The 11,547-nt window shown below is 61.4% G+C and carries 11 protein-coding genes; 4 read left to right on the forward strand and 7 right to left on the reverse strand.

All coding sequences use genetic code 11. The annotated features are described in order from the left end of the window. Positions 1-91: 91 nt before the first annotated feature. From EDF61_RS12865 to EDF61_RS12880, 4 genes are all read right to left on the reverse strand, one after another. The gene (locus EDF61_RS12865; RefSeq protein ID WP_353653989.1) at positions 92-670 is read right to left on the reverse strand and encodes an HNH endonuclease family protein; all 579 of its coding nucleotides are present in this window, start codon (positions 668-670) and stop codon (positions 92-94) included. Between the two features lie 142 nt (positions 671-812). Beyond that, positions 813-1,838, reverse strand: a complete 1,026-nt coding sequence (fepB, locus tag EDF61_RS12870; protein ID WP_286172249.1) for a Fe2+-enterobactin ABC transporter substrate-binding protein — start codon at positions 1,836-1,838, stop codon at positions 813-815. A 154-nt stretch (positions 1,839-1,992) separates the two neighbouring features. Beyond that, positions 1,993-3,759 carry a lipase family protein gene (locus tag EDF61_RS12875; protein ID WP_166650802.1) on the reverse strand — a complete coding sequence of 589 codons (1,767 nt, stop codon included), beginning with the start codon at positions 3,757-3,759 and terminating at the stop codon, positions 1,993-1,995. A gap of 112 nt (positions 3,760-3,871) precedes the next feature. Beyond that, on the reverse strand, positions 3,872-5,065 hold the full coding sequence (locus EDF61_RS12880; protein WP_133834330.1) for a siderophore-interacting protein: 1,194 nt from the start codon (positions 5,063-5,065) through the stop codon (positions 3,872-3,874). A 207-nt stretch (positions 5,066-5,272) separates the two neighbouring features. Between EDF61_RS12880 and EDF61_RS12885 the strand changes: the two genes are divergently transcribed. Continuing rightward, positions 5,273-5,620 (forward strand): zinc ribbon domain-containing protein YjdM, encoded by a 348-nt coding sequence (locus tag EDF61_RS12885; protein ID WP_133834331.1) that lies wholly within the window; start codon positions 5,273-5,275, stop codon positions 5,618-5,620. 135 nt (positions 5,621-5,755) lie between these two features. Here the strand turns inward: EDF61_RS12885 and EDF61_RS12890 are convergent, their stop codons facing one another. Continuing rightward, positions 5,756-6,352 (reverse strand): CGNR zinc finger domain-containing protein, encoded by a 597-nt coding sequence (locus EDF61_RS12890; RefSeq protein ID WP_133834332.1) that lies wholly within the window; start codon positions 6,350-6,352, stop codon positions 5,756-5,758. Between the two features lie 103 nt (positions 6,353-6,455). Here EDF61_RS12890 and EDF61_RS12895 point away from each other — a divergent pair, with 103 nt between their 5' ends. From EDF61_RS12895 to EDF61_RS12905, 3 genes are all read left to right on the forward strand, one after another. Beyond that, the gene (locus tag EDF61_RS12895) at positions 6,456-7,511 is read left to right on the forward strand and encodes an LLM class flavin-dependent oxidoreductase (RefSeq protein ID WP_105658015.1); all 1,056 of its coding nucleotides are present in this window, start codon (positions 6,456-6,458) and stop codon (positions 7,509-7,511) included. A gap of 60 nt (positions 7,512-7,571) precedes the next feature. After that, a complete protein-coding gene (locus tag EDF61_RS12900) occupies positions 7,572-8,201 on the forward strand; it encodes a cysteine hydrolase family protein (RefSeq protein WP_105662391.1) in 630 nt (209 codons plus the stop codon). Positions 8,202-8,354: 153 nt separating this feature from the next. Continuing rightward, a complete protein-coding gene (locus EDF61_RS12905) occupies positions 8,355-9,737 on the forward strand; it encodes an FAD-dependent oxidoreductase (RefSeq protein WP_133834333.1) in 1,383 nt (460 codons plus the stop codon). On the opposite strand, the gene EDF61_RS12910 is transcribed toward EDF61_RS12905, so the two are convergent. After that, a complete protein-coding gene (locus tag EDF61_RS12910) occupies positions 9,720-10,400 on the reverse strand; it encodes an NADPH-dependent F420 reductase (RefSeq protein ID WP_133834334.1) in 681 nt (226 codons plus the stop codon). The genes EDF61_RS12905 and EDF61_RS12910 overlap by 18 nt on opposite strands. 16 nt (positions 10,401-10,416) lie before the next feature. Further along, entirely contained in the window at positions 10,417-11,460 is a 1,044-nt protein-coding gene (locus tag EDF61_RS12915) for an LLM class flavin-dependent oxidoreductase (protein ID WP_133834335.1), read from the reverse strand. Positions 11,461-11,547: the final 87 nt, after the last annotated feature.

Here is an 11,547-nt window from a genome sequence, read left to right on the forward strand (position 1 = left end):
GCTCTGCCTTGGTCATCCAAACGTCGTATTTGGCTTTTACCTGGGTCTGCCGCGAGACGTAAGTGCAACGGAAGCTCTTGTTGGGTGGCAATCATGATGCCGCGTCCTTGTCGCCTTTGGAAGCATTAGTGGGGCCATCGGAAGCCAGCAGGTTCAGCGGGTCATTGGCAAATTCCAAGCGGATCTCGGCATCCCAGCGCTGCGCGCCCTTTTGCCAGGAATCGGACAGGGCGACAACATGGTCGATTTGCACGGAGGTGCTGGTGCCTTGGCCGCGCTTGAATTCGATGGTCTTGCCCGTGTAGGGATCATCGAACGTTCCGCTCAATACAACGCAGGGTCGCGTGGCCGGTTTATATGTCACGTCCACCAAATCGCGCGAGAGGATGTCGTTGCGCGCATCGCATCCATTGCGGTCCGGATCTTTCCATCCCTTGCCGAATTCCGCTCTGTCGTAGCCGGTTTTTGGTGCGCGGCCTTTGACCGTAACTTCATTGAGCAGTTCAAGGGATTCTGCGTAGATATCACGTTGTTCTGCGGTGCTTGGCGTCGGTGCGGCTTGGGCATCAGGAAGGGGCGGGAACTCAATGGTCTCCAATGAAGAGCACGAGCTCAGAACCAGGGTGGACAGGAGGGCGAACAAAGATAAGGTGCGGCGCAGCGAACGCATGCGGTAGTACTACTCCTAAGGTGGCTGGTGCTTGAGCTAGAAGATGCTCTGACTTGAACTATAGGCAGTGGAGCGGACCATTTAGCCGTCCATGATCCGTGTTGTGGCGTGAGGTCGGATGTACCGGCTTCAAGGAATGCTGCTACTCGAGCTCAGAAGAGCCCAGACCTGGAAAATCGTGTTCGAAATAGTCCAAGATCTTCTGGGTTGCGTAGTAGTCCAGAAGGTGGGCAGTGGTGAGCGGGAAGACGCTGCCGCTCTGCACCGATGGCAGCTGGGCTAGTGATTCATCCGAGGTAAATGCCGTGGTCGCTTTCTTGTTTGCGGCCAAGAGGAAGGTGGCATCTCCAGTGAGCGTTGCTGGCAGATCCCTGTAGCTGACGAAACTGAAATCTTCCCTTGGCTGTGTGGAAGTGTCGAACTTCTTTGGCGTGGATACCACCGTGAAGCCGAGTCCTCTGAACAGCTGCGCATGCGGCCCGGTGGTTTTAGCGATCGGGGATATGCCATGGGCTGCGTAGGAAATGATTGAAGCCGTGGTTCCGGATGGGATTGCCAGCATGCTTCTCAGTGCTGAAACCCGTTCGTTAATGGCTGCAGTGTTCTGCTGTGCTCGTTCTTCGGTACCAGTGGCTTCCCCGAGCAACTTTGAAAGTTCGTTCCAGTCCTTATCTGCGTAGTCCACGACAATGGTTGGTGCAATCTTCCTCAGCGCACCTACGTTGTCGACTTCGGAGTCTGCTCCTGTTGCCGCCACGATGATGAGGTCGGGTTTCTGGTCCTCGATTTCTTCCAGATCGAACTTCCCGATCTCGTAGAGCGGATCAACTTTGCGGTCCGAGGCAACATCAGCCCAATGCTTGAAGAAACCGTCGCCATCGGTATCAGGCCCCGCCGGCGCCGTTGCGCTGGCAATGACCGGCGCGTCCAGGGCCAGCAGTGAACCCGTGAGTCCTACCGAGGTCGAGACGATACGTTCAGGTTTTGCCGGGATCCGTATGGGGTCATGCATTGAATCAGTCAAGGTGCGTGGCCAATGCCCGGCTTCAAATGCCGCGGTGCCCGCATCTCTCCCTTGCTCGTCAGGTAACGCCGCGCAAGAGCCAAGGGAAAAGGCCAAGATGCCAAGGCACAAGGCAACTGCGATTCGGGACAAGCTGGGACGCACTAGGATTCTCCTGGGCCGACGGCCAGAAAATGGCTAGGCGGCATTGAACGGCAATGAATTACTGGAAGTCTTTCCGAACCTATTTTATGTTCCCCAGACACGGGCCCGTGCGCTGGTACAAGAACAAAAGGAATCAGAGTGGCATCGCAAACGGTTATTTCCTGCACAGGGTGGAGCCTTCAGGGAAAGCTGGCTTCCCCTCAAGCAGCGAGTGGGTGAAGGCGACAAGATCTTCATTGAGTGCCGAGTCTGCCCCGACGAGCGGCATGTGGTCCAGTCCGGAGTACTCGAGGTAACCAATCTGGGCATCCGGGGTGCAAGAACTTCTGAAGAACTCGCGCTGCATCGAGGGCAAGACCAATGAATCAGCAGCGCCCTGGGCAATGAACGCCGGGTAGCCCGCCGGAACGATGGACGAATTGCGTTTCAGCACCGAGTGCAGCTGGCCGTCGAGAGCCTCGGAACTGAGAATCGGTTCGAAGAGCTGGCTGGCCTGGGCCAAGCCGGTCAGCGCGCCCGTACCGGAAAAGCAATTCTGGGATAGCTGGTTTACCGCCATGCGAGAACGGGTCGTCAACCGCTCGTCGATGCCCAGATCCGGATACAGCTGGTTCCAGCTGGCGGCAATGTAGCTGGAAATGATTTTTCCCGCCGCGGTATCAGCAACCGACTCGGCCAATTCCGGAAGGTTGGTTGCCGGGGCCATGGCGGCGATGCCGAGAATCTCCAGGTTCGGAGCGTAGTCCCCGGCGGCTTCAGCCGTAGCCAGAGCCGCATGCCCGCCCTGGGAATGGCCCCACACTACGCTGGACTGTCCTAGCCGGACTCCTCGTGAATGCAGGTCTTGCAGCTGACCTGCAGCAAGAGTCGCGTCAAGCACCGCGTACGCCTCGGCAGCCGGAATCAAATAGGGATGAGGGCCGGCGGTGCCCAAGCCGACGTAATCGGTAGCGACTACTGCCCATCCGCCAGCCAACATGGTTTCACGGGCAGCAGCTGGACCATCATCATAAGGATTCGGTCCCATGGACAGCGCGCACTGGGACATGACGCCCTTGGTCCCATTGGCCCATGAGATGACAGGTAGGGTTCCCGTGGCGGACTCGGCCACGGTCACCACGCCCGAAGCTATTGCAGGAGAGCCATCGTGACCTTGCGTCGTATACAGAATTCGCCAGGCGAGAGTGTTCGGCGGAGTGCTCTTGGCCAGCGGTTCCGCGCGCAGCAACTGGCCATGGGCAGCAGGAACGCTAGCTGGCGGCAAATAGAAATCATCCGCGGCGGCCGTATCGCTTTGGCTATGCAGAAAAGCGGTGATCGTTCCGAGTCCGAGCACGGCGACGAGGCCAATGGCGCTCAATCCTGTCAGGCTAGCGCTACGCGCAGCGCGGAGCCAGCCAGGAATTGCCGGAAGGCGAGGCCGGAGAAAAGACCACAAGCAGTGGACTCCCAAAAGGAATAACCAGCCGCCGAAAGCGACGCCGAGCACCCACAAGGAAAGCCTGGGCCAAAACATCACCAGAGCCGCGCCAAAGACACCGGCAAGTGCTGTGAGAGCGCCGCGGAAGGAATGCTGCCGCTGCCCGCGGAGCACCGCTGCAAGTCTGAGCACTCCGCCCAGGAGAAGAACCAGTGAAGTCGCCAAAGCCAGGACCGGCAAGCTGGCGCGATGCCAGAGCGGGAGGGCGACCCCGCTGAGCGCCAGCAGGCCGCCAGAAAGCATCACTGGCCAGCGGCGAACGGAGTCCTGTTGAGCCTCGGCAAGGCGCACCAGGCCCGCAATCAACAGGCCAGCGCCCAGCAGCCAAATAATCAGCCGGACCGCGCTCGCCGAGTTGAGCATCAGGACGAGTCCGAGGGCAATCAGCAAAACACCGCCGAGAAAGCGCGCGAAGTTGCTGGTGCTATCGGGCTGAGCCATGGACACTCCTCGGATAACCAGTGCGGATGCGATGCTTCCAAGGTTATCCGGAGTTAAAGAGCTTGTCCCTGTGCGTGCCGTTGTGATGCTGCGGATCACTCTGATCCAGCTTTTAGCGGCGTAATCTCCCCTCGCGCAGGGTCCAGTAAGAGGAAATGTGGGAGGAACGCTTGTCGAGGTGCCAGTGCCGCGCAACTTGGCTGATCTCTTTGACCGTGGAACGCTCGGCATGAGCGATTAGCCCAAGCCGCAGATGGGGCAGCGGCAAGGAACGGAGCTCATCGGCCAGCAGTGAGCTGCGGCCCGCCGGAACGCCGTCACGCGGCAGCCAGCGTAAATCAACGCCTGGAGGATGTTTCACGTCAAACATTGCGTTCTGATCGGCAACTTCGAGCAACGCTAGACCGCGCGCATCCGAGGGCAATGCTTCGAGGGCTTTGCAGATCGCCGGGATGCCTGCTTCATCCGCGGCCAGCACGTAGTAGTCGGCATTCAGCGACAATGATGACTTGCTCCGTGAGGGGGAAATAACCAGTGGGTCCCCGGGCTGCGCTGTCCCGGCCCAATGGCCAACAGTCCCAGGCTCCCCATGAACTACGAAGTCGATCGCTATTTCCGGCACAACCGCGTTGATCCAACGTATCGTGTACGACTTGGAACGCGGAACCTGGTCGCGGGGCAGGCGCTGCCGCAAGGCGCGCAGATCATAGGGAGGCTCTAATCCGAGGGCGGGGTCAGCGGCAAAGACTTTCACGTATTCATCAATCGCCCCGTTGGAACGGTAGCCATCCAGATCGGGGGCGCCGGCAATGATGCGCACCATCTGGGCGTTCAGCTGTTCTACCCGGGTGATGGTCAGAATGTGCTGATCCACCTTTTCCCTTGGCGGATCCAGATATCCCAAGGCGGGGGTGTGCTGGGCCAAGGGCTCCTCGTAGGTTTCCGAGTAGCTGCGCGTCTGCGCAGGAGCAAATGGCTGCGGGGCAAGCTGCTGCGCGGGCCCCTGCGCCGTTGAGTGGTGGTAGTGCTTGAACGAGGTGCGCAGTGTCTTATCCAGGACTTTGCGTGCCGCGGTGAGTGCCGCCGCGGCGCCGGCACGTTCGGCAGCGGCCAGCAATTCGTCGGTTTCCTGCTCGTTGAGCACAGAGCTGTTGCCGATGTTCCGGTACAGCTGCTCTTTGGCCATCGCGTATCCTGCCTTTGCCCCGGCCTTTTCGGCCTGAGCGAGGATTTCCAGGGTGAGCCCTTCCCTTGGCGTCACCGTGTACTGCGGACCGTAGCTCTTGTACTTGTGGTGCTTAGACATGGTGTGCCCCTAACCCGGCCGGTGTGGGCACCAGCCTGTATGCCTGAGTATGGGGTATATCCGGCGTGGAAAACAAGTAATTTCAAGCTGGAGGGCAGGAAGTGTTCAAGGCCTGGGGTTCGTGCCATTTCCAGCGCGGAATTCCGGGGATTATTCGATATCCGATTCATTCGACATGGGGCATATCCGGTCACTAAAATCAGCTTCATGTCTGATACCTTGCCACCGTGCCCTGACTGCTCCAGCGAGTACACCTACGAAATGGATGCCCTGCTTGTCTGCCCAGAGTGCGCACATGAATGGAACGCTGAGGCCGAAGTAGCCGAAGCTGTCGAAGCAGTGATCAAGGATGCTGTCGGCAATGAGCTGCAGGACGGAGATACCGTCAGCATCACCAAAACCATGAAGGTCAAGGGCGCGCAGAGTGCGCTGAAGGCTGGAACCAAGGTGCGCAATATCCGCTTGGTCCAAGGCTCTGGCGACCATGATATCGCCGCCAAGGTGGACGGCTTCGGCCAGATGGAACTGAAGTCTTCCATCGTCAAGAAGATCTAGGCGTTCCGCCCGCAGTTCCTCAGGCTCCCAGCATCTACGGATGGTGGGAGCCTTTAGTGTTCCATGCTGCTTGGCACGTGCCACGGCATGCAAGGTGCTCGGCTGCGCCGCCGGCGGGAATCCTCAGGCCATGGGCTAGGCGGCAGAAGAATCCTGCTGGCTCTTCTTCTTGGCGTACGAACGGGCCGCCCGCACGCGATCACCGCAACGCGTGGAGCACCAATGCCGGCGGCCATGGGTCTTGAGCAGGTAGCGGGTGCATGGCTCGGCTTCGCATTGGGCCAGCAGGCCCGCTTCTTCGCTGCTCAGAAGTGCTGCGGCGTCCTCGGCAAGTCGCGACATGGCGTGCTCGGTCAATTGCGTGGCGGGGTGTTCCAATGCGCGGAAGAATCCCTTGCCTGGCTCATGGTGCAGCAATGGGGTGCTCGGTGCTGCCAGCAGTGCGGCGTTGATGCCCTGCAGCACTTCCCGGGCCACGGGTGTGCCCGTGGCGATGGCATGGAAAGCTTTCCTGATCTGGCTGCGAAGGGTGACCAGCCGATTCTGGCAATAGCTTTGCAGCGCCGCTTCCTGGGGCACGAGACCCCGCACGATGAGCCATTGCGTGGTGTCCGCCGGGCTAGCCAGCGCGTCGAAGCTCTTGCCGCCAGGCAGCTGGATTTCGCTGTTGGCCAGATCGATGCTGCAGTGCTGCGCGGTTCCGGGGCTCGGGGGAAGGGGCATCTGGGACATGTTCCTCATGGTATCAGTATTGCTTTACCGTGATCACCTGCTAGTGTGTATATCACGGTAAAAAGTAGAAATAACATGAGAAAAGAGGTTGGCCTTGCAGCCAGTGCCACGATTCGGCTCCGCTCCCTTCGCCCTGTCGGTTCACACCGGAGGCGGACCCGGTGTAGGGCAAACCGCCCAAGATGGCCTGCAGGACACCATCGATATCGCCAAGGCTGCGGATCAATCCGGATATCACCGTTTCTGGATGTCCGAGCACCATGCCATGCCCGCGCTGTCCGTGGCATCGCCGCTGCTGATGATGGCCCGGCTCACCGCCGACACCCAGCGGATCAGGTTGGGCGCGGGCGGAGTGATGCTGCCCAACCATGCGCCGCTGGTGGTTGCGGAGCAGATCGGCATGCTCGAAGCGCTGGCTCCCGGGCGCATCGACCTGGGAGTCGGGCGCGCGCCAGGAACCGATGGGGCCACCGCGGCCGCGTTGCGCCGCGGAACCGGAGCCAACGAAACCTTCGACGAGCAACTGGCCGAGCTGGTGGGATTCCTGAATGATGATTTCCCCGCAGGGCACCCCTACAGCGAAGTCCATGCAGTGCCCGGCCCGTGGCAGAACGAGCAGAACCGCCTGCCCGCACCGGAAACGCAGACCCCGTTGTGGATCCTGGGCTCCTCGCCGTATTCGGCGCAGCTGGCCGCGCGGCTGGGCCGGCCCTACGCCTTCGCCTTGCAGTTCGGCGATGCCGATATCGACACCGCGCTGCGCATCTACCGCGAGAACTTCGTGCCTTCGGCAGTGCTCGACCGTCCGTACGTGCTCATCAGCCAAAGCGTCATCGCGGCCGAGGATCCAGAATACGCCCGTGCCGAGGCCTCGACCATGGCGATGGCCATGCTGCGGATGTTCAAGCGTGAACCCTTTGCACTGCTATCCGCCCAGGAGGTCGCAGGATATCCGGCCACGCTCAATGAGCGAGCGATCATTGACATGTACACCAACCGCACCCTGGCCGGCACGCCTTCCGAAGTGGCCCAGCGCCTGGAAGCGCTGCAGCAGTGGACCGGAGCGGATGAGTTGATGATGGTCCTTGGCAGCCACACCCCTGGCGCAGCGGTGCAAACCGTGCAGCTCATGGCCCAGCACTACCGGCCGGCTAAATAAAACCTGAAACACCCGGTGCCGTATGGCGCCATCTCGACACATCGGAAAGAGGAACTCACTATGTCCGCACCACGCAGAGCACTAATCGTCATCGACGCACAGCAGGAATACTTTGATGGCCTGCTGCAGATCCAGTACCCGGATCGCGAGCAGTCGGTAGCCACCATCGCCAATGCCATGGACGAAGCGGCAAAGGCCGGGATCCCGGTGGTTGTCGTGCAGCACCAAGCGCCCGAGGGATTCCCCGTCTTCGCCCCGGAATCCGCTACCTATGCCCTGCACCCGCAGATCCAGGATCGGATGGAAGCTGCAGAGCACCAATTCTCCAAGAACTATGCCAGCATCTTCGCGGGTACAGGCCTGGAAGAGTGGCTTCGCGAGCGTGAAATCACCACGTTGACCCTGGTGGGCTACATGACCAATAACTGCGTGATCGGTTCTGCCGCGGCTGCCGAACCGCTGGGGTTCGCCGTGGAAGTGCTCTCCGATGCTACCGGCGCGATCGACATTGTCAACGCTGCCGGTTCCATCCCCGCCCAGCAGGTGCATGAAACCCTGATGGCCGTGCTGAATTCCAGCTGGGCTGCGGTGGCCCCGACCGCTACCTGGATCGAGGCAGTGGCCTCGGGTGCTGCACTGCCCGGCGATAACCTCATCGAATCAGCTGCTCGTGGCCGTGCCGGCCAATAGCCTGGTGAGCGTCCTGTAACTGGCGGATCGCATCTTGTAGAAGGTGTGGTCCGCCATTTTTCATCTCCGGGCTGTCCGGGCAAAGGTTGACGCAAGCGGCCTGCGCGAACAAGACTCGTGCTAGGACAAGGCGGCAACAGCTAGGAGTTCATCGTGGGTTCAGCAAGCGCGGACGGACAACTCGACGCGATCATCATCGGGTGGGGCAAAGGCGGCAAGACCCTGGCAGGCACCCTGGCCCGGGCCGGGCAGCGGGTGGCGTTAATCGAGCAGTCCACCCAGATGCATGGCGGTACCTGCATCAATATCGGTTGCGTGCCGACCAAGGCCTTGATCCACGATGCCGAATCCCGCGATGGCGCCGGATACGACCAGCAGGTCTTCCAAGCCGCCGTCCAGCGCCGGGACAAGCTCACTGCCATGATGCGCGCCAAGAATTTCTCCATGCTCGACGACCTGGAGTCGGTGCTGCTGGTCAACGGCAAGGCCGCGTTCACCGGACCTCGAAGCGTCAGGGTCACTGCCGGTTCCGATGAGCTGGAGCTGAGCGCGGCGAAGATTATCATCAACACCGGCGCGCTACCTGCGATCCCGGACATCGAAGGAGCGCAGATCGGCGGGCGGGTGCATGACTCCACAACGATCCAGCATGCCCAGCTGCCCAAGACCCTGGCTGTGGTGGGCGGGGGATATGTCGGCATCGAGTTCGCCTCCATGTTTGCCCAGTTCGGATCGAAAGTCACCGTGCTGGATCGCGGAAGCCGTGCACTGTCCAAGGAAGACCCGGATGTGGCCCGGGAAGTCCAGGCCTGCCTGGAAGATGCCGGAGCCGAGATCATCAGTTCGGCTTCGGTGCGTTCGATCAGCCAGGACGAGCAAGGCGCCACCGTCAGCTACGAGCGTCGGGGCGAGGTGCACCAGCTGCAGGCGGATGCCGTGCTGATTGCGCTTGGGCGCGTGCCGAATACTGCCGGTCTGGGGCTGGAAGCCGCCGGGGTCCAGACGGGCTCCCGCGGGGAAGTCGCGGTTGACGAGTTCCTGGCCACCAATGTCGAGGGCATCTATGCCCTGGGCGATGCCAACGGCGGACCCCAGTTCACCTATGTCTCGCTCGATGACCACCGGGTCTTGGCCAGCCAGTTGCTGGGAGACGGAACACGCAGCACCAAGGACCGGGTTGCTGTTCCGTACACCATCTTCACCACCCCGCCGCTGGCTCGCGTCGGCTTGAGCGAGGAGCAGGCTGAACAACAGGGGCTGCAGGTCAGGATCGCGGTGAAGAAAGTTTCCGAGATCGCCGCCATGCCACGCCCTAAGATCGTGGGCGACCCGCGGGGCATCATCAAGTTCGTTGTCGATGCGCGCAGCGAGAAGATCCTCGGAGCGGCGCTGATGCACGTGGACTCCCAGGAAGTGGTGAATCTGGTGGCGCTGGCCATGCGGCAGCGAATGACTGCCGCTGCACTGCGCGACCAGATCTTCACCCATCCCTCGTCCACCGAAGCGCTGAACGAGGTGCTAGCGCAGCTCGGCTGAGGCCTGGATCTGGGCGGCGTCGATGAGCGCTGCGAGCTCGGCCCGCGGCTTGTTCGCGCCGAAGGCAGGCTGGCCAGGCTGCAGGCGCAAGCCTTCAGCCAGGGAGCCTATCGGCAGCGGGTCAAAGCCGAAATCATCAACGATCCGGGCTGCCTGGTCAACGTCGGAGTCCAGATCGCCGGCCAGCGCGATGGCCTTGCGGCGCTCGGCGCCGGCTGGACGGGACTCGTCCTCGAGGTCGTGGTAGCCCATGTGGTTGAAGGCCTTGACGACCCGCGAACCTGGCAGGAACTCCTGGATCAAATTGCTGGTGGAGACCTGAGGGCCGTTCAGGTCCTCGCGGATGCCATCCGTTTCCCACCAGTAGTTCATGGCGTCGATGACCAGCTTGCCTTCGAGCTCGGCAACCGGGATATTCCGGTACTTGCCCAGCGGCAGGGCCAGTATGGCAATGTCGGCTTCCCGCGCGGCGGTTGCCGGATCCACGGCCAGCGCGCCCGGAGTCAGGATCTCGATGGTCAGGGCAATGGCGCCGGGGTCGCCGGAGCCGGCGATGAGCACCTTGTAGCCGGCCTGCAAGGCGCGGCGGGCAAGAACCGTGCCGATCTTTCCAGCGCCGAGGATGCCGATGGTCTGCTGTGTCATTTTCTCTCCTTCAGGCATGTCTTCGAATCCGGGTCTAGCTCTCGGAAAGCATTTCGCGTACCAGCGGGATGACCTTTTCGCCGTAGAGTTCCACGGCACGCAAGCGGGCGCCAACTTCTACCGCGCCGCCGGAGTAGATCAAATCGAAACGGCCGATATCCAGGGTCTTGAGGGTCTTGGCGATCTTGCGGGCCACGGTTTCCGGCGAGCCGACGTATAGCGAGCCTTCGCTGATCTCGTGCTCGAATTCACCGCGGCCCATTGGGCTCCAGCCACGGGACGCGCCGATGCGGTCACGCTGCTCCTTGTAGGCGTCGAACATGTGCTCGCGGGCCAACTCGTCGGTATCTGCCACGAAGCCAGGGGAGTGCAGGCCCACCGGCAGGGTTGGGTGCCCGAACTGGTCGTTGGCCCGGCGGTACAGGTCGATGTAGGGTGCGAAACGCTCGGGGGAGCCGCCGATGACTGCGAGCATCATGCGCAATCCGTAGTGCGCCGTGCGGATGACCGACTGCGGGGAACCGCCCACTCCCACCCAGGTGTTCAGGCGGCCGGACTCGGTCTTCGGGAAGACTTCCATGTCGGTCAGCGCTGCACGCTTGGTTCCCTGCCAAGTCACCGGCTTTTCGTCGAGCAGCTTGTGGAACAGGTCGATCTTCTCGTCGAAGAGCAGTTCGTAGTCAGCCATGTCATGGCCGAACAACGGGAAGGACTCGGTAAAGGAGCCGCGGCCCAGCATGACTTCGGCACGGCCGTTGGACAATGCATCCACAGTAGCGAAGCGCTGGAAGACGCGGACCGGATCGTCGGAAGACAGCACGGTCACGCCGGATCCGAGGCGGATCCGCTCGGTCGCCGTGGCAATGCCCGCCAGAACAGTCTCGGGGCTGGAGATGGCGTATTCGGGGCGGTGGTGCTCGCCGACAGCGATCACATCGACGCCGGCCTGATCGGCCGCGATGGCTTCCTGGACCGTGGCGCGGATGCCCTGGGCATGGGTTACCAGCTTGCCTGACTTGTCGCTGGGTACGTCGCCAAAGGTGTCGAGGCCGAATTCGATGTTCTCGAAGGCGTTCATTGCGTGCTCCCTGTAGTCCAGAACTTTGTTGATGCATCAATCATGACTTAAAGTTATTGACGTGTCAACTATATCCGGAAATTGCGC

Source organism: Arthrobacter sp. JUb115, assembly GCF_004365035.1.
Taxonomy (GTDB): Bacteria; Actinomycetota; Actinomycetes; order Actinomycetales; family Micrococcaceae; genus Glutamicibacter.

Coding starts and splice junctions, on each gene's coding strand:
- EDF61_RS12880 (WP_133834330.1), bottom strand. CDS start 5,065: ATGTCTAAGCACCACAAGTACAAGAGCTACGGTCCGCAGTACACGGTG.
- EDF61_RS12865 (WP_353653989.1), bottom strand. CDS start 670: ATGCGTTCGCTGCGCCGCACCTTATCTTTGTTCGCCCTCCTGTCCACC.
- EDF61_RS12875 (WP_166650802.1), bottom strand. CDS start 3,759: ATGGCTCAGCCCGATAGCACCAGCAACTTCGCGCGCTTTCTCGGCGGT.
- EDF61_RS12910 (WP_133834334.1), bottom strand. CDS start 10,400: ATGCCTGAAGGAGAGAAAATGACACAGCAGACCATCGGCATCCTCGGC.
- EDF61_RS12885 (WP_133834331.1), top strand. CDS start 5,273: ATGTCTGATACCTTGCCACCGTGCCCTGACTGCTCCAGCGAGTACACC.
- EDF61_RS12890 (WP_133834332.1), bottom strand. CDS start 6,352: ATGTCCCAGATGCCCCTTCCCCCGAGCCCCGGAACCGCGCAGCACTGC.
- EDF61_RS12915 (WP_133834335.1), bottom strand. CDS start 11,460: ATGAACGCCTTCGAGAACATCGAATTCGGCCTCGACACCTTTGGCGAC.
- EDF61_RS12900 (WP_105662391.1), top strand. CDS start 7,572: ATGTCCGCACCACGCAGAGCACTAATCGTCATCGACGCACAGCAGGAA.